This window comes from Streptomyces plumbidurans (assembly GCF_019857225.1).
Classification (GTDB): domain Bacteria; phylum Actinomycetota; class Actinomycetes; order Streptomycetales; family Streptomycetaceae; genus Streptomyces; species Streptomyces plumbidurans.
This window is the reverse complement of the sequence record NZ_JAFJSY010000046.1, coordinates 1-22,918: the sequence shown is the minus strand read 5'-3', so window position 1 is coordinate 22,918 and position 22,918 is coordinate 1. Positions and strand designations below refer to the sequence as shown.

20 protein-coding genes are annotated in these 22,918 nt (G+C 72.7%); 9 read left to right on the top strand and 11 right to left on the bottom strand.

The features are described 5' to 3' along the window. The 4 genes from JYK17_RS26510 to lanKC form a co-directional block, all read right to left on the bottom strand. The coding region (locus JYK17_RS26510) for an ABC transporter ATP-binding protein (protein WP_504739984.1) at window positions 1-1,298 on the bottom strand (1,298 nt) is incomplete at its 3' end. After that, complete coding sequence (locus JYK17_RS26505) at window positions 1,295-3,004, bottom strand: ATP-binding cassette domain-containing protein (RefSeq protein ID WP_108015602.1); 1,710 nt, start codon at window positions 3,002-3,004, stop codon at window positions 1,295-1,297. The genes JYK17_RS26505 and JYK17_RS26510, both read right to left, overlap by 4 nt. Window positions 3,005-3,138: 134 nt before the next feature. Next, window positions 3,139-3,255: a SapB/AmfS family lanthipeptide gene (locus tag JYK17_RS26500; RefSeq protein WP_108015601.1), complete on the bottom strand. Its 117-nt coding sequence runs from the start codon at window positions 3,253-3,255 to the stop codon at window positions 3,139-3,141. Window positions 3,256-3,300: 45 nt separating this feature from the next. Then, window positions 3,301-5,898, bottom strand: a complete 2,598-nt coding sequence (gene lanKC / locus JYK17_RS26495) for a class III lanthionine synthetase LanKC (protein ID WP_222811329.1) — start codon at window positions 5,896-5,898, stop codon at window positions 3,301-3,303. A 197-nt stretch (window positions 5,899-6,095) separates the two neighbouring features. Here lanKC and JYK17_RS26490 point away from each other — a divergent pair, with 197 nt between their 5' ends. The 5 genes from JYK17_RS26490 (at window position 6,096) to JYK17_RS26470 (ending at window position 12,434) form a co-directional block, all read left to right on the top strand. Continuing rightward, a complete protein-coding gene (locus JYK17_RS26490; protein ID WP_108015599.1) occupies window positions 6,096-8,549 on the top strand; it encodes a SpoIIE family protein phosphatase in 2,454 nt (817 codons plus the stop codon). 184 nt (window positions 8,550-8,733) lie between these two features. Then, complete coding sequence (locus tag JYK17_RS26485; RefSeq protein WP_108015665.1) at window positions 8,734-9,801, top strand: glucose-1-phosphate thymidylyltransferase; 1,068 nt, start codon at window positions 8,734-8,736, stop codon at window positions 9,799-9,801. Next, window positions 9,798-10,766 (top strand): dTDP-glucose 4,6-dehydratase, encoded by a 969-nt coding sequence (gene rfbB / locus JYK17_RS26480; RefSeq protein WP_222811328.1) that lies wholly within the window; start codon window positions 9,798-9,800, stop codon window positions 10,764-10,766. Before JYK17_RS26485 ends, rfbB begins: the two co-directional genes overlap by 4 nt. Next, window positions 10,763-11,644, top strand: coding sequence for a dTDP-4-dehydrorhamnose reductase (gene rfbD / locus JYK17_RS26475; protein ID WP_108015597.1), 882 nt, complete (start codon window positions 10,763-10,765; stop codon window positions 11,642-11,644). The genes rfbB and rfbD overlap by 4 nt, the downstream gene beginning before the upstream one ends. Next, window positions 11,631-12,434, top strand: coding sequence for a class I SAM-dependent methyltransferase (locus tag JYK17_RS26470; protein WP_128801066.1), 804 nt, complete (start codon window positions 11,631-11,633; stop codon window positions 12,432-12,434). Before rfbD ends, JYK17_RS26470 begins: the two co-directional genes overlap by 14 nt. Here JYK17_RS26470 and rfbC read toward each other — a convergent pair. From rfbC to JYK17_RS26450, 4 genes are all read right to left on the bottom strand, one after another. Beyond that, window positions 12,424-13,029, bottom strand: coding sequence for a dTDP-4-dehydrorhamnose 3,5-epimerase (rfbC, locus tag JYK17_RS26465; RefSeq protein WP_016430700.1), 606 nt, complete (start codon window positions 13,027-13,029; stop codon window positions 12,424-12,426). The genes JYK17_RS26470 and rfbC overlap by 11 nt on opposite strands. 4 nt (window positions 13,030-13,033) lie before the next feature. Continuing rightward, the gene (locus JYK17_RS26460; protein WP_222811327.1) at window positions 13,034-14,989 is read right to left on the bottom strand and encodes a glycosyltransferase family 2 protein; all 1,956 of its coding nucleotides are present in this window, start codon (window positions 14,987-14,989) and stop codon (window positions 13,034-13,036) included. 118 nt (window positions 14,990-15,107) lie between these two features. Further along, the gene (locus JYK17_RS26455; protein ID WP_108015594.1) at window positions 15,108-15,692 is read right to left on the bottom strand and encodes a hydrolase; all 585 of its coding nucleotides are present in this window, start codon (window positions 15,690-15,692) and stop codon (window positions 15,108-15,110) included. Window positions 15,693-15,766: 74 nt separating this feature from the next. Continuing rightward, window positions 15,767-16,228, bottom strand: coding sequence for a MarR family winged helix-turn-helix transcriptional regulator (locus JYK17_RS26450; protein ID WP_108015593.1), 462 nt, complete (start codon window positions 16,226-16,228; stop codon window positions 15,767-15,769). A gap of 158 nt (window positions 16,229-16,386) precedes the next feature. On the opposite strand from JYK17_RS26450, the gene JYK17_RS26445 reads away from it, so the two are divergent. From JYK17_RS26445 to JYK17_RS26430, 4 genes are all read left to right on the top strand, one after another. Continuing rightward, on the top strand, window positions 16,387-17,199 hold the full coding sequence (locus JYK17_RS26445; RefSeq protein WP_108015592.1) for an SAM-dependent methyltransferase: 813 nt from the start codon (window positions 16,387-16,389) through the stop codon (window positions 17,197-17,199). A gap of 45 nt (window positions 17,200-17,244) precedes the next feature. Next, window positions 17,245-17,799, top strand: a complete 555-nt coding sequence (locus tag JYK17_RS26440; protein WP_128801064.1) for a metallophosphoesterase family protein — start codon at window positions 17,245-17,247, stop codon at window positions 17,797-17,799. A gap of 79 nt (window positions 17,800-17,878) precedes the next feature. Beyond that, window positions 17,879-19,270, top strand: coding sequence for an MFS transporter (locus JYK17_RS26435; protein ID WP_308011708.1), 1,392 nt, complete (start codon window positions 17,879-17,881; stop codon window positions 19,268-19,270). 168 nt (window positions 19,271-19,438) lie between these two features. After that, entirely contained in the window at window positions 19,439-20,401 is a 963-nt protein-coding gene (locus JYK17_RS26430; protein ID WP_261996173.1) for an aminoglycoside phosphotransferase family protein, read from the top strand. Window positions 20,402-20,439: 38 nt separating this feature from the next. On the opposite strand, the gene JYK17_RS26425 is transcribed toward JYK17_RS26430, so the two are convergent. The 3 genes from JYK17_RS26425 to JYK17_RS26415 form a co-directional block, all read right to left on the bottom strand. Then, a complete protein-coding gene (locus tag JYK17_RS26425) occupies window positions 20,440-21,102 on the bottom strand; it encodes an SRPBCC family protein (RefSeq protein WP_222811326.1) in 663 nt (220 codons plus the stop codon). A 34-nt stretch (window positions 21,103-21,136) separates the two neighbouring features. Then, window positions 21,137-22,237, bottom strand: coding sequence for an XdhC family protein (locus tag JYK17_RS26420; protein WP_222811325.1), 1,101 nt, complete (start codon window positions 22,235-22,237; stop codon window positions 21,137-21,139). Then, the coding region (locus JYK17_RS26415) for a vWA domain-containing protein (RefSeq protein WP_222811324.1) at window positions 22,230-22,918 on the bottom strand (689 nt) is incomplete at its 5' end. The genes JYK17_RS26415 and JYK17_RS26420, both read right to left, overlap by 8 nt.

Here is a 22,918-nt window from a genome sequence, read left to right as displayed (position 1 = left end):
TTGGGTGCGGGATCTGGCGCGGGATCAGGCGTGGGATTGGGTGCGGGATCGGGCTTGAGATCTGGCGTGGGATTGGGTGCGGGATGGGGCGTGGGATCGGACGTGGGATGGGGCGTGGGATTGGGTGCGGGATCTGGCGTGGGATTGGGTGCGGGATTGGGTGTGGGATCTGGCGTGGGATTGGGTGCGGGATGGGGCGTGGGATCGGACGTGGGATGGGGCGTGGGATTGGGTGCGGGATTGGGTGTGGGATTGGGTGCGGGATCGGGCGCGGGATGGGGCGTGGGATCGGGCGCGGGATGGGGCGTGGGATCGGGCGCGGGCGCCAGCCGTCGCAGCACCACCGTCAGACGTGAGCCGCTCGTGCCCAGGCCGTGGACCAGGTTGGTGAGGGCCGGGAGCAGGGACTGGGTGACGTACGCGAGTGCGCCGACCAGGGCACCTGCGGTGACCCCGTGGGCCAGCAGCCAGGGCGCGGTGGCGAGCAGCAGCACAATCGGGAGGTGGCCGCCGAGCGCGAGTGCCGCCACGCGGACGACGCCCCAGCGGGCGAGGGCGCGGGCGGCGCGCAGCTCGGCGTCGACGCATTCGCCCACATCGGCGGCGATCACCTCCTCCGCACCGGTGGCCGTGATGTCCCGCAGCCCCGGGCACACCTCGCCCAGCCGTGCGGCCAGGGCCTCGTCGGCGACGAGGAACGCCTCCTGCCGACGGGCCAGCGGCCGCAGTGACGCCACGAAGAGGACGACTCCGGCCACGAGCGGCGGCCCCACCGCCGCCAGCAGCATCGGGGCCAGCGAGAACAGCCCGACCAGCGCCCCCACGGCCGTGAACAGGAACGACCGCGACACCATCACCAGCCCGGCGAAGGTCTCCCGCGCGATCTCCACCTGCTGGGTGAGTCCCGACAGCGCCCCGCCGTCGCCCTGACGCACGGCGCGGCCCACGACCCTCTCCACGAGCCGATCGCGAAGGGGCTCGACCAGCGCGGCCACGGCCCCATAAACCCGCCCGGTCCCGTACGCCCCCACCACGACCCCAATCCCGGCCACCCCCAGCCAGCCGAGCCCCACGTCCACCCGCCCGTCCAAAAATCCCGCGTCGAGGGCGCGCGCGGGGGCGTACCCGGTGAGAAAGGTCTGCGCCGTCTCCAGCACGGACCAGCAGACGAGCCGGAGAACAACCCTCCACCTCGCCCACAGAAACGGCAGGCCACGCACAAGAAGCCCGGCGGGGCCGGTCTGCCGCCGCGTCTCGCGCCTGGTGCCGGCCTCCCGCCCCCGCACCCCACCCCTCATCCCAACCCCCCGTCACCAAACACCGCCCGATACCCCTCCAGCCCCCACAGCTCCGCATGCGTCCCCACCGCCCGCACCCGCCCGCCGTCCAGCCAGGCCACTGCGTCCGCGCGGGCCGCGGTGGCCGCTCGGTGGGCGACGAGCAGCCGGGTGTTGTGGGTGCCGTGGGTCAGGAGGGCGTCGGCGATCTGGGCCTCCGTCACCGTGTCGAGGCTGGAGAGGGCGTCGTCGAGGATGAGGAGGCGGCCGTTGTGGGCGAATGCGCGGGCCAGGCCCAGGCGTTGGGTCTCGCCGCCGGAGCGGGGCGCGTCGGCGCAGGCGGTGGCGTAACCATTCGGCAGACGTCGTACGAAGTCGTCCGCGCACGCCAGGCGAGTCGCCTCGCGGACGGTGGCGGGGGAGAGGGGGCGGGGGCCGAGGGCGATCGCGTCCTCGACGGTCGGTGCGAGGAGAGCGGGGCGTTCGAAGGCGTAGCCGACGGCCCGGCGCAGGTCGTGACGGGTCAACTCGCGCAGCGGCACCCCGTCGAGCAGGACCTCGCCCGCGTCTGGGTCGGCCAGGCGCCCGGCGATCGCGGCGAGGAGCGACTTGCCGGTGCCGGAACGGCCGACCACGGCAAGGGTGGTGCCGCCGGGGACGAGCAGGTTGACGTCATCGAGGACGGTGCGCCCGCCGCGCCGGGCCGTCACCCCGCGCAGCTCCAACTGCCCCGGTCCCGGCGGCAGTCGGCGCTCTCCGTGGACGGTGGCCGGTTCCGTCAGGACCTCGCCGAGGCGCCCGGCGGCCGCGCCGGCCCGGGCCAGACTCGCGAACTGGCCGACCATCAGGCCGACTCCGGTCGCCAGGACCGCGTACCGCGAGGCCGCCAGCACCTCGCCGACCGACAGCCGGTGCCGGGCGAGGAACAGTCCGGCCACGGCGACGACCGCCAGCTGCAGCAGCGGCGCCACGGTCATCGCCTGCGCCGCGGCCCGCCCCTGCACCCGCCACATGCGATGCCCGGCGCGCGACAGGTCCGGCAGCGGCCGGAGGATCCGCGCGGCCTCCTTGGGTGCCGTGCCCGCCGCCGCGATGGTGCGGTGACCGGTGATCGCCTCCGCCAGCCCGCCCGCGATCCGCCCCTGCACCCGCTGGTAGTCGGCCACGCAGCGCGTCGTGTCACGGGTGAAGGCGCGCAGCAGGAGGGCCAGCAACGGTGCTCCGGCCAGGAACACCGCCGCCAGCCACGGGTCGATCAGCCCGAGAGCCACCACGCCCCCCACGGGACCGGCGAACGCGGCGAGCAGCGCGGCGCGGGCGGCCGGGGCCGTTCCGGCCTGCGCGGCGTTGCCGACGAGCCGGGCCACGAGGTCACCGGGGCCGAAGCGGGCCGCCGCACGCGGGCCCGTGGCCAGCACATGGCCCGTCAGCCGCCGCCGCAGCCACGCCGTGCTCCGGGCGTCGACGGTGCCGGCGAGCACGGTCTCGCACGCGTCGAGCAGTACGGCCAGCAGCACCAGTGCCGCGCAGCACAGCACCCAGCGGGTCGCGGGGGCGTGCGCCAGCAGCAGGTCGAGGGTGCGGCCCAGCGCGGCAGGCAGCAGCAGAGCGGCACCCGCGGACGCCGCGCTCACCAGGCACAGGGCCGCGCACCGGGCCCCGCTGTGCCGGGCGGCGCCGTTGAGCATCGCAGCGGGATCCGCGGCAGGGGTCGTCATGGTCGTCATCCGACCGTTGCCTCACATCCGGGTTCGCGAAAGTGCGCAGGACCGAAAGGGCGCAGGACCGAAAGGGCGCAGGACCCCGGGCGGCCCCTCCCCGAAGGGAGCGGACCGCCCGGAGCCATGGGCCTACGGCCTTGTCAGAGGCAGAGCGTGACGCTCGCCGCGCTGACACAGGAGAGCAGGCTGAGCGTGCTGTTGGCGCCGCCGCCCATGTGCTCGTCGGATTCCATCGTCTGCAGGTCGAGAAGTGCCATGAAGATGTCCTTCCTTCTGTTTCCATCCGTGGGGACGGGGTTGGGTCACGACTCCGTCAGATCGCGGAGCCGAGTCGTGGGGACCGACCGCCCGAGCGGCGGCAGGAACGGCAGGTGGGCGTCGCCGCCGTGGGCCGCGTCGAGCGCGAGCAGACAGCCTGCGGTACCGGTCGCGAGGTCCATGGACAGGCGCATCATCTGGTGCCCGGGGAAGGCCAGTCGGCCCTCGTACGCCATCGCGTACCAGCCGAGGCCGTCGAGTTGCTCGGCCAGCCGCCGGTCCGTCGCGGCCGGCTGCGTGGTGCGCGCGAGATACAGGATCATCCCGGCGCGGCCCTGGAAGAGGCCGGGCTGCGCGTAGAAGCGGGAGGTTGCGGCCGTGAGGATGCCGACCCGCGCCGTGTCGAACTCCGCGTCGTCCGCGTGCTCGGCGAAGTCGTCGAGGACCAGGCCAAGTCCTACGCTGCCCTCGCCGAGGTACGGCATGGTCCGCCAGCCCTCGTCGACCTCCAGGCTGCCGCTCTTCTGCACGACGCAGCACTCCAGATCGCGGCTCAGCGCCTCGCGCGCCCCCGCCAACAGCCGGGCCTCACCGGTCCGTTCGTACTGCCGCAGCAGGAACAGCGCGGGCCCGCTCGCGCCCCGCAGCAGCCCGGCCCGCCGCCGGCGCGTCTCGGGCCGCGGCTCCGCAAGGCGCCGTACGAGAAGGTCCGCGGCCTCTCCGGTCCGCTCGCGCAGCTCCGACTCGCCTGTGCTGTCCGCCAGTTCGCCGAGGACCAGGCCGAGTCCGGCCAGGCCGCTCTGCAGATCGGAGGACAGGTTCTGCCACCGCTCGGCGAGGATGTTGTCGACCAGGTCGAGGGCGCGCTGCCGGTGGCCGAGCCGGTCCAGGACATGGGCCACGCCCGCGAGTCCGTCGTACAGTCCGAGCGGCGTGCCGACCGGCGGCGGGTCCGTGCGGGCCAGGAGCCAGCGCTCGCCCTCCTCGTACCGCTCGGCCCCGGTCTCGGCCAGCGCGTACAGCACCCCGGCCGCGCCGTGGGCGATTCCGAGCCCGCCGCCGTCGAAGAACTGGGCGACGTCGCCCGGGAAGAGCCGGTCCTCCCGCTCGGGGGTGGCCGAGGCGAGGATCGCCCCGACCATCGAGTCGCGGCTGTGCGGCCAGTCGGCGGGCCGCACGAAAGCGGGGGCGCCCGCACCCGAGCCCCGGGTGATCTCCGCGACCGCCTCGTCCAGGAACTCCCGTGGTACGTCGGGGAATTGCTCCGCGATCACCTCGGCCAGATGCGCCGCCTTGCCCCGGTCGACCACGAACAGGGTGGTCACGGGCAGGAACAGCGCGAGCCGCAGGCAGGCCAGGGCGTAGCGGTCCACGTCCGTGCCGGTCCGGTCCGGCGGTGCGAAGAAGCCCGGGTGCGCGACGACTTGGCGGCCGTTCTCCGCGGCGGGCGCCGCAGCCTCGAAGTCGATCAGGAACACGGACTCGTCGTCCGGCGCGACCATGATGTTGAAGACGTGCAGGTCGTTGAAGACCAGCCCGCGCTCGTGCAATGTGTGCACCGCGCGCTCCACCGCCCCGTGGATGCGCACCGCCCACGCCGTGTAACGGGCGACGGCGTCCGGGTCCGGGTCCGGCGCGAGCAGCGGATGACGCTCGGCGAAGAACGAGTTGAGCGGGCGGCCCTCGACGAAGTCCATCACCAGGAACCGGTGCTCGCCGAGCGTGAACCAGTCCCGCACCTCCGGCACCACACCCGTCCCCGCCACCCGCTCCAGCGCCTCCTTCTCGCGCTCCAGCCGGGTGATCGCGTCCGCCCCGTCGGCCGCCAGCCCGGCGTGCGGCCGCCCCTCCTTCAGCACGACCCGGCTCCCGTCCCGGGTGTCGGTGCCGGCGTACACACCGCCGCCGTTGGAGAAGTGCAGCGCCTTCTCGATGCGGTACGGCAGATCGCCCACCGTCGTGGTGTTGCGGGCCGCGAGATGCGGTTCGAGGAACGCGGGCAGCGTCACCCACTGAGGCACCTGGAAGGACGGCGCCCGCCGGTCCGGCACCAGGCGCCCCTCGCCGTCGCGCACCGCCGCCACGAGCGAGCCCCGCTCGTCGACGGTGATGGTGCGCGCGAAGGCGCCGTAGCGGACATAGAGGGGACCGTCGTACCAGCGCAGATCGGTGAGGATGTACGGCCCCTCCAAGCCCTCCAGCCGGCGGCCCAGTTCGCACAGCACCCGGTGCAGCTGCTCCTCGTCGGCCGGGTAGACGGTGACGAACTTGCCGCTGCTGTCGCGGCCGGCGTACTTGGTGTTGCGCAGATGCAGCAGATGCGGGGACGGCACGAACTTGAACGGGATCCGGCGCGGCACGCAGTAGTCCCACACGGTGGCGGCGATGCGCTCCGCGTGTTCCCGCGTGGCCGAGGCGTGGATCTTCCACCCCTGCGCGGGTCCCGGCACCGGGCTGCCGTCGGCGCCGAGCGGCGTCAGCGCCAGCCAGTCGCCGATCCGCCCGGACGTCCAGCCCTCCGGCACCCGGCGGCGGGCGGTCTCGAACGAGTGCGCCTCCTGCCGCCCGGCCGCGACCAGCCGGTCCGGTGTCTCGTAGAAGTGTCTGTCAGCGAGCGCGTACACCTCGTAGCGCTTGTCCATACGTCCCCCTCCTTGGCCCGTGTTCGACATTTCCAGCCGGGCGGTGGCGACGGACAGTCACGGCTGTCACGAGAACACCGTGCGATACGCATGGGTCAAGACATGTTCGGCGCGTTTCGAGTGGCCGCTTTGCGGCGCCCGCCACGGAATGCGCACAGGGGCTGCGCAGGCGGCCCGTACGCGCTGTAATTGCGGACGTGGTCAGTGAGGGTGCTGAGGGTCGCAGAAGCGGAGCGCTGCGTGCCGAAAGTGCCCTGAAAGCGCTCACATCCGGTCCCGCCTCACCCGAGCGGGCGCGCCGCGTCCTGGAACAGGCGCTCGTCTTCGCCAGAGCGGCCTTCGTCGCCGTGTACGCGCCGGGGGAGGACCGCGACCTGCTGTGCCTGGCCGAGTCGGCGGGCATGCCCAGGACGATGTTCGGGCTGCGCGAGGCATACGCCGGCTCCGGTTGCTCCCCGGTGGCCGAGAGCCATCGGTCCGGCAGCCAGGTCTGGCTCGGCCCCGAGGACCCGGCCGACGACTGCGAGGAGCGCCGCGAGCAGGTGCGGGACTTCTTCCTCGCGGTGCTGCCGGTGCGCGGGGGCGACAAGGGCGGCGCCTGCCTGCTCGCGGTCAGCGAACGGCCCCACGGTTTCGACACCGAGGACCGCAAGTGCCTGGAGCTGATCGCCGACGCGGTCGGCGACCCCGTCCCGGCCCGGTCGCCGGAGCGCGGCGAGCTGCCGGCGAACGCGTTCAGCCTCGCCATGGACAGCGGCCGCGTCGCCGTCGGCGACGACATCCTGGAGCTGTTCGCCCTCGACCGCGCCGAGTTCGACGGCAAGGTGGAGACCCTGCTCGGCCTCACCGTGCCCGAGGACCTGCCCGCGCTGATGTCCGTGGTCGAGGCCGACCACATGTCCCTCGGCGACCGCGAGCTGGAGTTCCGGGTCCTGCAGCCGTCCGGTCCGCCGAAGTGGCTGCGGCTGCGCGGACGCCTGCAGTCCGGCGGCGACGGCCGCTCCGCCCGGTTGGAGGGCACGGTCGCCGACGCCTCCACGCTGCGCTCCGACGTCACCGACGTGGCCCGCGTCCAGCGCCTCGCCGCGATGCTCGCCACCGCCGGCACTGTTCGCGACGTCGGCCAGGCCGTGGTCTCCGCCCTGCGCCGCCCGCTGCAGGCCGACCGGATCGCGCTCGCCGAGCTGGAGGGCGACCGGCTCGTGGTCACCGTCCTCGACCCGCCCGAACCGGAGTCCTGGCCCGAGCTGTGGCGCCTGGAGTGGCGCTCCGAGTGGCCCGACGCACCCGTGCGCGCCATGCCCACCCTCGCCGCCGCCCTGAGCGAGGGCCGCGCCCACATCTGGCCCGCCGGCACGGCCCTGGAACCCGCCCTGGCCACGGTCGGCCCCGGCGGACTCGCGGTCCTGCCGCTGCCCGCCGGCAACCGCATGGCCGGTGCCTGTCTGATCGGCTGGGACACCCCGCACGACTTCGGCCCCGACGAACGCGCCCTGCTCACTGCCTCGGCGGGCCTCGCGGGCCAGGCCCTGATGCGCGCCCAGGCCTTCGACGCCGAGCACGAACTCGTCGGCATGCTCCAGCGCCAGCTGCTGCCGCGCCGCCTGCCCGAGCTGCCGGGCGCGGTCGCCGTCGCCCGCTATCTGCCCACCACCGCCGGTCTGGAGGTCGGCGGCGACTGGTACGACGTCATCCCGCTCCCCGACAACCACGTCGCCCTCGTCATCGGCGACGTCCAGGGCCACAGCGCGGCGGCCGCCACTCTCATGGGCCAGATGCGCACCGCCCTGCGGGCGTACGCCGTCGAGGGGCACCCGCCGGACGTCGTCGTCTCGCACGCCAACCGGCTGCTGATGGACATGGAGAGCGACCTCTTCGCCACCTGCTGCTATGTCGACGTCGACATGGAGGAGGGCTCCGCCTGGTACGTCCGCGCCGGGCACCTGCCGCCGGTGCTGCGCCACCCGGACGGCAGCACGGCCGTGCCCGAGGTGGAGGGCGGACCGCCGCTCGGCGTGGTGGCGCAGGCCGACTTCCCGATGAGCGTGCTGCGGCTGCAGCCCGGAACGGTGGTGGCACTGACCACGGACGGCCTGGTGGAGTCCGCAGGGGCGGACATCGACGTCGGCATCGACCGCCTGGCCCACGAACTGTCGCAGTCCGACCCCGCCCACCTCGGCCAGGTGGCCGACGCACTCCTCGGCAGCGCCCAACGCAGCGACGACGTCGCCCTGCTCCTGCTGCGCTACGACGGCATGACGCTGCGCCCGCAGCGCGAGAGCTGGACGGTGTGGCGCGTCCCCGAGGCCGTCGGGCACACCCGCCGCTTCACCCGGCGCACCCTGCGGACCTGGGGCGTGGGCCGGGACGCCGCGGACGCCGTGCTCCTGATCGTCTCCGAGCTCGCCACCAACGCCCTGGTGCACACCGACGGCCGGGTCCGCCTCGACCTCACCCTGCTCGACAACCGGGTGCGTGTCTCGGTCACCGACTCCTCGCCCCGCACCCCCGTGAAGCCGACGAGCATCGGCTGGGAGGCCACCGGAGGACGGGGCATCCTGCTCGTCGAGGCGATGTCGGAGACCTGGGGGACCGTGCCGGTCAGCGGCGGCAAACAGGTCTGGGCCGAGCTCCCCATCGACCGGCCGTGACGCCGGCGAGCCGCAGCGGCTGTCCGGGCAGACCGTGGTGACCGGACGTCAGACCCACCGGAGGCCGACCCGACCCGAACGGGCCAGGACGGCCGCTCGGCCCACGCCCCTCCGCAGTACGGTCGTAACAGGAAGCCACCATACAAACAGTCGCTTTATGGTGATCGACGCTAGGGTGAAGCAGATGAAGGCTCTCGTGCTGTCCGGCGGCGCCGGTACCCGATTGAGGCCGATCACGCACACATCGGCCAAACAGCTCGTGCCCGTGGCCAACAAGGCCGTGCTCTTCTACGGACTCGAATCCATCGCCGAGGCGGGCATCACGGAGGTCGGTGTCATCGTCGGTGACACCGCCGCCGAGATCCAGGAAGCCGTAGGCGACGGATCCAAGTTCGGTCTGGAGATCACCTACATCCCCCAGGAGCGGCCCCTCGGGCTGGCCCACGCGGTACTGATCGCGCGGGACTGGCTCGGCGACGACGACTTCGTGATGTATCTGGGCGACAACTTCATCGTCGGCGGCATCAGCTCCCTCGTCGACGAGTTCCGCAGCAACCGCCCCGACGCCCAGATCCTGCTCACCAAAGTGGCCGACCCGCGCGCCTTCGGTGTCGCCGAACTCGACGCCGCGGGCCAGGTCGTAGGACTTGAGGAGAAACCCGAGGAACCCAAGAGCGAATTCGCCCTGGTCGGCGTCTATCTGTTCACGCCCCTCATCCACGACGCGGTCCGCGAGATCCAGCCGTCCTGGCGCGGCGAGCTGGAGATCACCCATGCCATCCAGCACCTGATCGACAAGCGGGCCGACGTGCGCTGCACGGTCATCGAGGGCTACTGGAAGGACACCGGCAACGTCGTCGACATGCTGGAGGTCAACCGCACGGTCCTGGAGGGCCTCGACCAGCGCATCGACGGCGAGGTGGACGAGGACTCCGAGACGATCGGGCGCGTGGTCGTCGAGGAGGGCGCGCGGATCGTGCGATCACGCATCGTCGGCCCCGCCGTGATCGGCGCGGGTACCGTCGTCGAGGACTCCTACGTCGGCCCCTTCACCTCCGTCGCGGAGAACTGCCGTATCACCGACAGCGAGGTGGAGTTCTCCATCGTGCTGCGCGACTCCTCGATCCACGGCGTGGGACGGATCGAGAACTCCCTGATCGGCCGGCACGCCGAAGTGACGCCGGCCCCCAATGTCCCCAGTGCCCACCGACTGGTCCTCGGCGACCACAGCAAGGTGCAGATCCATACATGAACCTTCTCGTCACCGGCGCCGCCGGCTTCATCGGCTCCTGCTACGTCCGCACCCTGCTGGCCCCCGGCGCGAGCGACGCGCTGCGGATCACCGTGCTGGACAAGCTCACCTACGCGGGCAACCTCGACAACCTCGATCTCGACGACCCCCGACTGGAGTTCGTCCAGGGCGACATCCGCGACGCGGAACTGGTCGACAAACTGATGGCCGACGCCGACCAGGTCGTGCACTTCGCGGCCGAGTCCCATGTGGACCGCTCGATCGCCGGCGCAACCGACTTCGTCCTGACCAATGTGGTGGGCACCCAGACCCTGCTGGACGCGGCCCTGCGCCACGGGGTGGGCCCCTTCGTGCACATCTCCACCGACGAGGTCTACGGCTCCATCGAGTCGGGCTCCTGGCCGGAGGAGCACCCGCTGGCCCCCAACTCCCCCTACTCGGCGTCCAAGGCCTCCTCCGACCTGCTCGCCCTCGCCTACCACCGCACCCACGGCCTGGACGTCCGCGTCACCCGCTGCTCCAACAACTACGGCCCGCACCAGTACCCCGAGAAGGTCATCCCGCTGTTCGTCACCAACCTCCTCGACGGCAAGAAGGTCCCGCTGTACGGCGAGGGCCTCAACGTCCGCGACTGGCTCCACGTCGAGGACCACTGCCAGGGCATCGACCTCGTGCGCACCAAGGGCAGAGCGGGGGAGGTGTACAACATCGGCGGCGGCACCGAGCTGACCAACAAGGAGCTCACCGGACTGCTGCTCGAGGCCTGCGGCGCGGGCTGGGACCGGGTCGAGTACGTCGAGGACCGCAAGGGCCACGACCTGCGCTACTCGGTCGACTGGAGCAAGGCCCGCGACGAGCTGGGCTACCGCCCGCGCCGCGACTTCACCACCGGCCTCGCCGACACCGTCGACTGGTACCGCGCCCACCGCGCCTGGTGGGAACCCCTGAAGGGGCGGTCGGCATGAGGTGGCTGGTGACGGGAGCCGGCGGCATGCTCGGCCGGGACACGGTCGAGGAGCTGACCCGGCGCGGCGAGGACGTGACGGGCCTGGACCACAAGGCCCTCGACATCACCCAACGGGACGCCGTCGAGGGCGCGTTGGCCGACCACCGGCCCGACCTGGTCGTCAACTGCGCGGCCTACACCGCAGTCGACGACGCCGAGAGCGACGAGGAGCGGGCCCTGCGCATCAACGGCGACGGCCCCGGCCACCTCGCCCGCGCCTGCGCGGCACACGGCGCCCGCATGATCCACGTCTCCACCGACTACGTCTTCGCGGGCGACGCCCGCACCCCGTATCCGGAGGACCATCCCACCGCCCCGCGCACCGCCTACGGCCGCACCAAACTCGCCGGGGAACAGGCCGTCGCGAAGGAACTCCCCACATCGAGCGCAATCGTGCGAACCGCTTGGCTCTACGGGGTCCACGGGCGTAGTTTCGTCCGCACGATGATCGACCTGGAGTCCCGCCGCGACACCCTCGACGTCGTCCACGACCAGCGCGGGCAGCCCACCTGGAGCGCGGACGTCGCCGTACGCCTGGCCGACCTGGGCCCGCACCTGGGCCGCGGCGCGAGCGGTGTCTTCCACGCCACCGGCTCCGGCGAGGCCAGCTGGTACGAACTGGCCCGCGAGGTCTTCAGCGGCCTGGGCGCCGATCCCGGCCGGGTACGGCCCGTCGGCAGCGAGGCCTTTCCCCGGCCCGCACCCCGCCCCGCCTACAGCGCCCTGGCCCACGGCCGCTGGCAGGAGCTCGGCCTGCCGCCCCTGCGCGACTGGCAGGCAGCCCTGCGCGAAGCCCTTCCCCTGATCCGCAAGGAGTCCCTTCGTGAAACGCCATGAGTTCCTGCGGGAACTGCACAAGGCCACCGCCAACCGCAACTACCTGGAGATCGGCGTCAACGACGGCCGCTCCCTGAAGCTGTCGCGGGTTCCCAGCATCGCGGTCGACCCCGCGTTCAAGGTGGTCACGGAGATCAAGTGCGACGTCCACCTGGTGAAGGCCACCAGTGACGACTTCTTCGCCCGCGACAACCCCCTGCAGCATCTGCGCGGCGGCCGGCACCCCGTGCGCAATCTGCGGCGGGGCCGCGCGCCCTTCGGGTACTGGCGGCGTACCACGCTGGACCTGGCGTTCATCGACGGCATGCACCTGTTCGAGTACGCACTGCGGGACTTCATCAACATCGAGAAGCACGCCGACTGGTCCAGCGTGATCGTCTTCGACGACATGCTCCCGCGCAGCATCGACGAGGCGGCCCGCGACCGGCACACCACGGCCTGGACCGGCGACGTCTACAAGGTCATCGAGATCCTGGGCCGCTACCGCCCCGACCTGGTGACCGTCCTCGTCGACACCCAGCCCACCGGCCAGCTGGTCGTCTTCGGCGCTGACCCCAAGAGCACCGTGCTCAAGGACAAGTACGACGAGATCATGGCCGAGTTCGACGTGCCCGACCCGCAGAAGGTGCCCGAGGCGGTCCTGGAGCGGGTCAAGGCGGTCAAGCCGGAGACGCTGATGGGAGCCGACTTCTGGCGGCCCCTGGTGCGCGCCCGCAACCGCGGCCTGAGCCGAGCCCGCGGCTGGAAGGCGCTGAGCTCGGCCCTGGAGCCGTTCGCGGTCAGCCGCTGACCTCGCCGCGCAGCTTCTCGTAGTAGGCGGTGCAGTCCGCGTACGACGGCAGCAGTCCGTCCCGCTGCGCCTCGGCCAGGGTCGGGGCCTCGGCGTCCTTCGGAGACAGCAGCGGGCGGATGCCCTCGGGCCAGGTGATGCCGAGCTCCGGGTCCAGGGCGTGCACACAGTGCTCGCGCTCGGGCGCGTAGCCCTCCGACGTCAGATACACCACGGTGGCGTCGTCGGTCAGGGCCATGAAGGCGTGCCCGAGCCCCTCGGCGATGAACAGCGCGTGCCGGGTGTCGTCGTCGAGGCGCACCGCCTCCCACTGCGCGAACGTGGGCGAGCCGACGCGCAGATCGACTACCACGTCGAGGATCGCGCCCCGGATGCAGGTGACGTACTTGGCCTGCCCGGGCGGCACGTCGGCGAAGTGCACGCCGCGCACCACGCCCCAGCGGGAGACCGAGCAGTTGGCCTGCTTCAGGGACAGGTCGTACCCGGTGGCCTCGCGGAACTCAGCCCCGCGATACCACTCGTGGAAGCTGCCCCGCTCGTCCGGGAAGACCTTCGGTTCGAGGGCCCAGGCGCCCTCTATCCCCAGTGATCGCAATCTGTCACGCCTTTCCAGCTCTGGTCTTCACAACATTGCGCCGGCCCAGCACCACGGCGAGCGCGCGCCGCGCCCTGCGCGCCACCCGCCGTAGCATCGAGGGCCGGGGAGGACGTGCCACCCTGACCGAGTGCGCGTCCGCGCGAAGGGCCAGCGGCAGCGGGAGGAAGCGCCGGTCGGTGGCGTCGGGGGCCACGCACAGGGCGGTCCGCCAGGTCGCGCCGCTCAGGTCGGCGACGGACAGGACGGCCTCCAGTACGGCGCCGTCCCCGGTGGGGGAGAGCGTGCCGGGCACCTCGACCGCACGCTCGGCCGAGGTGAGCCGCAGCAGGACCGCGGTGGCGGCCGGGACGTGCAGCGGCAGCGGCGCGCGCAGCCGGTTGCCCGACACATCGACGGAAGCGGCGTCGAGGCGGCCCAGGCCCAGCCGCTTGCTCGCGCGGTCGACGTCCAGCGAGAGATTGCCGTACTGGTCGGTCCAGTACGGCAGCACCACATGGCCGCCCACGACAGCGCCGGACAGGGCGGCTCTGGCCTTGTGCGGGCCCGGGCCGACGCGGGTCTCCTTGCTCCAACCGCCCAGCCTGACGCGGGCGTAGGTGTCCCACAGCCCGACGCGCAGGGGCGCGCCGTCCACCACGGCGGCCGGGTCGACGGTGGCCGTTCCGCGCAGCACCAGCCGCACGCGGCCGCTGTCCTCGACCGGCACGATCTCCCGGGTGAGCTCGACCGGCTGGAAGTACTGGGCGGCGCTGGAGCGTTCGCGCACCAGCAGGTCCAACGTGGCCTCGCCGAAGTGGGCGACGGTGTCGGCGCCCACCCAGGCGATCGCCTCGTCGGTGTCCTTCGGGGGGCCGTCCAGCGGGGCAGGGGCGGCGTTGCCCGGGAACGTCAGCGGCGCACCGCCCGCGGTGAGTTCGACGGCGAAGTCGAAGCGCAGCGTGCCGTCGCGCCACTCGAGCTTGCCGGGCGCGGCCGCTGCCTTGAGCCCGACCTCCCACTCGGCGAAGGCCACGAGGTCGTCGTAGCGGTACGCCCTGATCAGCGCCGCCACGATCTGCTGCGTGGGCTGCAGCCCGGGGGCGACACCGGGGCCGAAGCGCTCGGTGACGACCTGATGGATCTCCTCGAACTGCTTGCGCCGGTAGTCGTCGGGCTTGGAGAGCAGACGATGGCCGCGCATGCGCTCCACCATCTCCACCCGCAGCCAGCGCCGGTAGAGGCTGTCGCGCACCGGGCCCGGCTCGGTGTACTGCTCGACGATGTCCAGCGCCTCCCGCAGGTTCTTGAAGTACCCGATCGGGTCGAAGCGCTGGAAGCCCGCGTTGGAGGCGTCGTCACGGCGGACGTGGTAGTAGCAGACGTAGTCCCCGATGACGGAGACGTTGGCCGCGCGCAGATAGGCCTCCGTCACGAAGACGTGGTCCTCGAGGCGCCTTCTGCCCTCGGGGAAGCGCAGGCCGATCTCGTCGAGGAAGGCCCGGCGGAACATCTTGTGCGGGGTGAGGCTGTCGATGAGCGGGGCGTTCTCGACGGAGGCGCGCGGCCGGTTGCGGCGGAACAGCTCCACCGGGACCTGGCGGCCCTGACCTGCCATCTTGCCGACCACGACGTCGGCGCCATTCGCCACGCCGTAGCCGTACATCCGCTCCAGGGCCTCGTCGCCTAGGTGGTCGTCGTTGTCGACGAACATGACGTACTCGCCCTTGGAGGCGGCGATGCCGACGTTGCGCGGCTTGCCCGACCAGCCGGAGTTCTCCTGGTGGATCACCTGGACCCGCGGCTCCTCGGCGGCGAGCGCGTCGAGGCGGGCCGGGGTCTGATCGGTGGAACCGTCGTCGACGAAGACGACCTCGTACTCGTCGGGTGGCAGGGACTGCCTGAGCAACGAGGAGATGCACTCCTCGATGTAGGGCCCCGGGTTGTAGACCGGGACGATGACGCTGACCTTGACCGGCATCGGGCTCCGGGCCCCCTCGGGTCGCTCGCCGTGGTGTGGGTGCGGTTTGCCCGAGCCTATCTCCGCCGGGCGCTTCGTCCCACTCCGGACCCTCCGTCAGACCCTGTGCCCGCGCCCGTCAGCCGTGCGTCTTGGCGAGCAGTTCGAGAATCTCGGCCGTGGTGCCGCGCTCGCCCAGGCGCGGGAAGATGCGCTCGATGCTGTTGTGGTGGGCGTCGGCGTCCATGTCGCTCATGGCGTCGGTGGCGAGCGTGACGTGGTAGCCGTGCTCGTAGGCGGCGCGGGCGGTGGATTCCACGCCGATGCTGGTGGCGATGCCCGTCAGCACGATCTGGGTGACACCGCGGCGGCGCAGCTGGACGTCGAGACCGGTGCCGTGGAAGGCGCCCCAGTTGCGCTTGGTGACGGTGATGTCGCCGGGGTGGCCGGACAGTTCGTCGACGACGAGGTCCCAGCCCTCGGGGCGGGTGCCGGCTGGGCGGGAGGCCTCGTTGCGGCCGGGGACGATGTCCGCGCCGTCCTCGGCGAAGGAGACCCGGACCAGGACGACCGGCAGGTCACGCGCCCGGAAGGCGTCGGCGAGTTGGGCCGTACGAGTGACCACCTCGGCGCCGGAGTACGGCTTGGTGGGCGCTCCGACGATGCCGTTCTGGAGGTCGATCACCACGAGGGCGGTGCGGGGGTCGAGGGCGGTGACGGTCATGGATCAGGCCTTTCGGGGGGTGCGGGTGTGCTCGGTGAACGGTCGGGCGCGGCGGCGGCCGGCGGAAGGAGGTGTCACTGCTGGGTGAGGCGCTCCAGCAGGGCCAGCCCCTCCAGAACCGTCTGCCGCTCGTCCTCGGTGAAGCGGTCCTGCAGGGCCCGCGCCAGCCACTCCTCGCGTGCCTGGCGGTCGCCCTCGACGCGGCTGACGCCGGTGTCGGTCAGCGTGACGAGCTGACGGCGGCCGTCGTCCGGGTCGGGACTGCGCCGGATCAGTCCGTGCCGGTCCAGGGCGGCGAGCGTGGTGGCCATCGACTGCGGCCGTACGCCCTCCGCCACGGCCAGCGCGCTGGCCGTGGCGGCCCCGTGCTTGGCGACCAGGGTGAGGGCGGAGACCTGCGGAGGGGTGAGCTCGTCGCCCCCCGCGACCTCCCTGATGCGGCGGCGCAGCCTGCTCAGCACGACCCGCAGGTCGCGCGCCGCGCGGGCGGCGGAGTCGGAGACGCCCTCGGCCGGGCCGGTTGCCTTCCCGTTCATGTGTTCACCGTAGATTCCGCAAGGGGAAACTGTCCAGTTCAGGCTGAACAGTTTTACCTGTTGATTGGCTGTCGCTGTGACCAACTTGGCGTGGACCCAAGCATGTTGGATTACGGTGTCCACCGACAGTGACACGGCGGCCAGGGGAGCGGATCCTTATGCACGAGCACCCGACGGGCGGCATCGCGGCGGTGGACTCCTCCGTGGCGCACCCGGCGCGCGTCTACAACGCCTGGCTGGGCGGCCGGGACAACTACGTCGCCGACCAGGAGGCGGCCGAGCTGGCCGCCGCGGCCAACCCGCAGATCGTCCCGGCCGTCCGGGCCAACCGCGCCTTCCTCGGCCGCGCCGTGCGCGAGCTCTCCGAGACGGCCGGCATCCGGCAGTTCCTCGACATCGGCACCGGAATCCCGGCCGCCGACAACACCCACGAGGTGGCGCAGCGGCTCGACCCCGGCGCCCGCGTGGTCTACGTCGACAACGACCCCGTCGTCCTCGCCCACGCCCGGGCGCTGCTCGTGGGCACCCCGGAAGGGGCGACGGACTATCTGCAGGCCGACGTCCGCGAGGTCGACCGCATCCTCGCCTCGGCGCGGGAGACGCTGGACCTGACGCAGCCGGTGGGGCTCATGCTGGTCGCGATCCTGCAGTACGTGCCCGACGCGGACGAGCCCCACGCGCTCGCCCGGCGCCTCATCGACGCTCTCGCCCCCGGCAGCCACCTGGTCCTTTCCCACCCGGCCGCGGACATCGGCGCCGAGGCGGTCGCCGCGTCGATGCGCGTGTACAACGAACGGGCCGCCGACCACGCCGGCGCGACCCCGCGCACCCGCGACGAGGTCGGCCGCTTCTTCGACGGGACGGAGCTGCTCGACCCGGGCGTCGTCGAACTCCCCGACTGGCGCCCCGGCCCCGAGGACAAGCCCGCGCCCGGGCTGCCCATGTGGTGCGGGGTCGGCCGCAAGCCCTGACCAACCGCGGAAGCGGTGCGCCGCCTTGCTGCCTACGCTGCTGTCGTGCGCCTTCTCCTGACCACCGACACCCATCTGCCCAAGCGCGCCAAGGAGCTGCCCGCCCCGCTGCTGGCCGAACTTCCGCGCGCCGACGTCGTGTTCCACGCCGGGGACTGGGTCGACACCGACACGCTCGACCTGCTGGAGGCGCGCTCCCGCAGGCTCGTCGCCGTGTACGGCAACAACGACGGGCCGGCGCTGCGGGCCCGGCTGCCCGAGGTGGCGTACGCCGAACTCGACGGGCTGCGCTTCGCAGTCGTGCACGAGACAGGCGCCGCGCAGGGCCGTGAGGCGCGCTGTGCCGCCCGCTTCCCCGACCTCGACGTGCTGGTCTTCGGGCACAGCCACATCCCCTGGGACACCACCGCGCCGAACGGCCTGCGGCTGCTCAACCCCGGCTCCCCGACGGACCGCCGCCGGCAGCCGCACTGCACGTACATGACCGCCACGGTGGCCGACGGCCTGCTCACGGATGTGCGGCTGCACCGGCTGCCGCCGCGACGGCCACCCGTTTCGGGGCAGCGGGGCAGGGCACCCGACGACCGCGACCGTGCATGACCGTCCGGTGTGCGGCGCGTTGTCAGACCCGCCTGTTACCAAGGAACCATGATCACCGGCAACGCTCCTGCGCCGCGCAGTGAGCCCGGCACGGCACGAGGGCTCACCGCGCACCGTCCTGCTCGTCATGTGCACGGGCTACTTCCTGGTGCTGCTCGACGTCACCGTCGTCAACGTCGCCCTGCCCGGCATCGGTTCGGACCTGGGCACCGACGTGGGGGGACTGCAGTGGGTGGTGGACGGCTACGCGCTGGCGCTCGCCGCGCTGATGCTGACCAGCGGGACGGCCGGAGACCTGTACGGCCATCGCAGAGTGGTCCTGGGGGGCCTCGCCGTCTTCGGCGTCGGCTCGCTCGTCTGCGGACTCGCGCCCAGTGTCGGAGTGCTCGTCGCCGCCCGCGTGGTCCAGGGCGTGGGCGCGGCCCTGCTGCTGCCGGGCACGCTCGCGATCATCAGCCGAGCGTTCCCCGACGACGCCGGGCGGGCGCGGGCGATAGGCGTCTGGGCCGGAATCGGCAGCCTGGCCCTGCCCGCGGGGCCGCTGCTCGGCGGCGCACTGGTCGACGGCCTCGGCTGGCGGGCGATCTTCCTCATCAACGTCCCGATCGTGCTGGTCGCCCTGGTGTGGGCCGCCGCGATCGTGCGGGAGAGCGGAAAAGAGCGGGCTCGGCGCCTCGACGTGCCCGGCGTGCTGCTCGCCGGACTGCTGTTGCTGGCGACGAGCTACGCCTTCATCGAGGGCGGACGTGCCGGTGCCGGCGCACCCCAGGTGCTCGTCGCCGTGGCGCTCGCGGTGCTCGCGGTGCCCGCGCTGGCCGTGGTCGAACGGCGCCGCGGCGAGGCCGCGATGCTCCCCGTGTCCCTGCTGCGGCGGCCCGTCTTCGACGCGGCGAACGTGGTGGCCGGGATCATGAACCTGGGCACGCTCGGCACCCTGTTCGTCCTGATGTTGTTCCTGCAGTCGGTCCAGCACCGTTCCGCGCTGCTCGCGGGCGCCGTGGTGATCCCGCTGTTCGCCCCGCTCGCGATCATCGCGCCCTTCGGAGGCCGCATCACCAGCCGGATCGGGTCGCGCCTGCCGGCCGCCGCGGGGCTGCTGATGGCCGTGGCGGGACTGGCGCTCCTGGCCCTGGCCGCACCCTACTCCTCGTACCTCGTCCTGCTGCCCGCGTTCCTGCTGTGGGGCACAGGCATGGGGTTGCTGACCCCGGCGGTCGTCGCCGCGGCCATCTCGTCCGTCCCAGGCGAGCGCGCGGGACTGGCCTCCGCGATGAACAACACCGCACGTCAGACCGGCGGCGCGATAGGCATCGCGGTGGCCGGAGCGGTCGCCGGGCAGCCCGCAGGGACAGCGCAGTTCGTACGGGGATTCCATGCCGTCGCGCTGGGAGCCGCCGGCCTGTACGCGGTGGGCGCGGTGCTCGCGCTGGTCATGCTGCCGGGAGAGCTGATACCGAGCGGCAAGAGGTGATCCGAGCGGCGTGCCTCAGCAGGAACCGGGCCGCTCCATGCGAAAGGAAGCGGCCCGGGCGCTGCGAGTGTGCGCTGTCACGGACCTCCTTCCCGCAGAAGGTGCTGTGTGTGCGGAGGTCTTCCGCCTCCGTTGAGCGGCGACTACCCCTCTCGCTCCGCCTCACACATGAAAATTCGGTGGACCTTCGCCCGTCTCCCCGGTGAACTGGACGGCGTGCTGATCGACGAAACGCTCGTACGTCGTCTGCTCGCCTCCCAGTTCCCGCAATGGGCCCAGCTGCCCGTCACCCCGGTGCCGCAGTCCGGCATGGACAACGCCACCTTCCGGCTGGGTGACGAGCTGTCCGTGCGGCTGCCGCGCTATGCGCACTGGGCAGGCCAGGTGGAGCGGGAACACCGCTGGCTGCCGCGGCTCGCCCCGCAGCTGCCGTTGCCCGTGTCGACACCGCTGGCCAAGGGCGAGCCCGGCGAGGGCTACCCATATCCGTGGTCGGTCTACCGCTGGCTGGACGGTACGACGGCCACCCCCGACGCCCTTGCGGACCCGGTCCGCACCGCCCTCGACCTCGCCGGATTCATCACCGCGCTCCAGGCCGCCGATGCCACCGGCGGGCCGGGCCCAGAGCAGAGCAACGCGTTCCGGGGCGTGCCCCTCGGCGACGCCCGGGACTCCATCGCCGCGGAGGCCCGGGTGCGACCCAAGATCGAGGCGTTGAGGGGGACGGATCTCGTCGACGCCGACGTGCTCGCCGAGGTGTGGGACGCGGCGCTCGCGGCGCCCGCCTGGAAGAGGGCGCCGGTGTGGATCCATGGCGACCTCGACGCGGGCAACTTCCTGACCAGGAACGGCAGGCTCAGCGCGGTCATCGACTTCGGCACGCTGGCGGTGGCCGACCCGGCGGTGGACCTGGTGCCCGCCTGGAAGTTCCTGCCCGCGCGGGCACGGGAGGTCTTCAGGGAGGCGGTCGGCGCGGACGACGCGACCTGGGCCCGCGGCCGGGGCTGGGCGCTGGCGGGCTCCCTCCCGGTGCCGGAGGATCCCTTCTTCCGGGATCACCCGCAGCGCATCACGGCGGCGCTGCACCACCTGGAGCAGATCATCGAGGACTATCGGGCGACCGGCTCCTGAGGGGTCGGCCGTTCGGCGCTTGTCCGGTACGTCCGGGGTCAGTGCCGCCGCTTCCGCCGCAGCCCCAGGGCCACCACCGCCACCACGAGCGCCGCCGCGGCCCCCACCGCCGCCCGTTTGGCGACGGGCGCCCCGGCCACACGCAGCAGGTCGAGGGGTTCGGCCTCGGGCGGCGTCTCCGTGTCGCGGGCGACACCCGCGCCCGCCGCCTCCGCCGTCTCCCCAGCGCCCTCCGCCGCCGATTCATCCGCACCCGCGGGTTCGCCGATCCGCTGGGCCAGGCAGTCCGAGAACTGGCCGACGAGCCGGTCGCCTACCTCCGCCATCACGCCGCGCCCGAACTGCGCCGGACGACCGGTCACCGTCAGATCGGTCCGCACCGACACGGTCGTACCGCCGTCGCGCTCGGTCAGTGTGCCGGTCACCGTGGCGCGTGCGGTGCCCTGGCCGCGGGTCTCCCTGCCGCTGGCGATCAGCACCATGCGGTGCGCCGTCTCGTCCTGCTCCTCGAAGACGGCGGTGCCCTTGTAGGTGACGGTGATCGGGCCCACCTTGACCTTCACCGAGCCGGTGACGGTCTTCCCGTCGTAGTCCTCGACGCTCGCCCCGGGCATGCACGGTGCGACCCGTTCGATGTCGAGGAGGGTGCGCCAGGCGTCGTCGATTGGGACCGGCACGGTGAACTCGTGGTTCAGTTCCATGACTTCCTCCTACGGGCGTCAGGGCGTCAGGGCGTCACGTCGACGGATGGATGGCCCCGCCGGTGGCCGCCAGCGGTGCTCCGGTGCCGCCCCAGCGCAGCGCGACGATCTCCGCGGCGACGGAGACCGCGACCTCCTCGGGGGTGCGGGCGCCGAGGTCGAGTCCGACCGGCGAGCGCAACCGGGCCAGTTCGGCCTCGGTGAGACCCGCCTCGACCAGGCGCTTCAGACGGTCGTCGTGCGTACGGCGGCTGCCCATCGCCCCGATGTAGCAGGCCGGCCGGCGCAGCGCCTCCTCCAGCAGCGGCACATCGAACTTGGGATCGTGGGTCAGGACGCAGATCACCGTGCGCTCGTCGGTGTCGACGCTGCGCAGGTAGCGGTGCGGCCAGTCGACGACCACCTCCACGGCGCCCGGGAACCGCTTGGCCGTCGCGAAGACCGGCCGGGCGTCGCACACCGTGACGCGGTAGCCGAGGAAGCTGCCGATACGGGCGACCGCGGCCGCGTAGTCGATCGCGCCGAAGACCAGCATGCGCGGCGGCGGGGCGAAGGAGTGCAGGAAGACGGTCACCGCGTCCTCGCGGCGCTCGCCGCGGGGGCCGTAGTGGCGCAACCCCGTTGCCCCGAGGGCGAGTTCACCCCGTGCGTCGGCCGTCACGGCCACGTCCAGACCGGTCGAGCCGAGGGTGCCCGCCACCTTGTCCGGCCAGACGGCGAGGGTGGCGCCGACGGCCGCCGGTCCGTCCGTCACCGTCGACACGGTCACCGGGCGCCCGGCGGCGACGGAGTCCACGACGTCCGCGAAGGCCGGATCGGTCTCCCGCGTCACGGGCCGGATCAGCAGGGTGATCTCGCCGCCGCAGGTGAGACCGACCGCGAAGGCGTCCTCGTCGCTGTAGCCGAAGGTCTCCAGCTGCGGCTGTCCGCTCTCGACGACCTCCTTGGCGAGTTCGAACACCGCGCCCTCGACGCAGCCGCCGGACACGCTTCCCACGACCTCGTCGCCGGGCCCCACCGCCATGGCCGCGCCGGGGTCGCGCGGCGCGCTGCGGCTGACGGCGACGACGGTCGCGAGCCCGAACGGGGACCGCGCCGCATACCACTCGCTCAGTGCCGGGAGAATCTCACGCACGATCCGCTCCTTCCACGGGGGCCGGCCGGGCCCCGCGCACCACCGCCGCCAACCGCTCCAGCGCCGCCAGGCTGTGGCCCTCCACAAAGGCGTCAACGCTCGGCAGCGCGGCCGCCATCCCGGCGGCCAGGGGCGCATAACCCGGGCGCGCCTTGCGCGGATTGGCCCAGATCACCCGGTGCGCCAGGCGTCGCAGCCGGCGCATCTGGGCCCCGAGCAGTTCCGGGTCGCCGCGCTCCCACCCGTCGGACAGCAGCACCACGACCGCCCCGCGCGCCATGCCGCGCTGCCCCCAGCGATCGAGGAACTCCCGCAGCAGTTCTCCGAGCCGGGTACCCCCGCGCCAGTCGGGTACCGCCTCGGCGAGGGCGGTCATCGCCAGGTCCGGGTCGCGGTGCGAGAGCTCGCGGGTCACCCGGGTCAGCCGGGTGCCGATCGTGAACACCTCCGTACGGCTGCCCCGGGCGGCCGCGTGCGCGAACCGCAGCAGTGCGTCCGCGTACGGCGCCATCGAGCCGCTGATGTCCACGAGGAGCACGATCCGCCGCGGCCGGTCGGCGCGCTTGTGCCGGAGCAGCCGGGCCGGCTCCCCGCCCCGCCGCAGCAGCTCCCGCACGGTGCGATGCGGATCGACCTCCCCGCGCCGGGCGGGCCGTCGGCGCGCGCTGCGCCGCACCTCGC

Excerpts from the sequence above, each read along its gene's own strand:
- JYK17_RS26505 (WP_108015602.1), bottom strand. The coding sequence starts at position 3,004 with ATGACGACCATGACGACCCCTGCCGCGGATCCCGCTGCGATGCTCAAC.
- JYK17_RS26500 (WP_108015601.1), bottom strand. The coding sequence starts at position 3,255 with ATGGCACTTCTCGACCTGCAGACGATGGAATCCGACGAGCACATGGGC.
- lanKC (WP_222811329.1), bottom strand. The coding sequence starts at position 5,898 with ATGGACAAGCGCTACGAGGTGTACGCGCTCGCTGACAGACACTTCTAC.
- JYK17_RS26485 (WP_108015665.1), top strand. The coding sequence starts at position 8,734 with ATGAAGGCTCTCGTGCTGTCCGGCGGCGCCGGTACCCGATTGAGGCCG.
- rfbB (WP_222811328.1), top strand. The coding sequence starts at position 9,798 with ATGAACCTTCTCGTCACCGGCGCCGCCGGCTTCATCGGCTCCTGCTAC.
- rfbD (WP_108015597.1), top strand. The coding sequence starts at position 10,763 with ATGAGGTGGCTGGTGACGGGAGCCGGCGGCATGCTCGGCCGGGACACG.
- JYK17_RS26460 (WP_222811327.1), bottom strand. The coding sequence starts at position 14,989 with ATGCCGGTCAAGGTCAGCGTCATCGTCCCGGTCTACAACCCGGGGCCC.
- JYK17_RS26455 (WP_108015594.1), bottom strand. The coding sequence starts at position 15,692 with ATGACCGTCACCGCCCTCGACCCCCGCACCGCCCTCGTGGTGATCGAC.
- JYK17_RS26450 (WP_108015593.1), bottom strand. The coding sequence starts at position 16,228 with ATGAACGGGAAGGCAACCGGCCCGGCCGAGGGCGTCTCCGACTCCGCC.
- JYK17_RS26445 (WP_108015592.1), top strand. The coding sequence starts at position 16,387 with ATGCACGAGCACCCGACGGGCGGCATCGCGGCGGTGGACTCCTCCGTG.
- JYK17_RS26430 (WP_261996173.1), top strand. The coding sequence starts at position 19,439 with ATGAAAATTCGGTGGACCTTCGCCCGTCTCCCCGGTGAACTGGACGGC.
- JYK17_RS26425 (WP_222811326.1), bottom strand. The coding sequence starts at position 21,102 with ATGGAACTGAACCACGAGTTCACCGTGCCGGTCCCAATCGACGACGCC.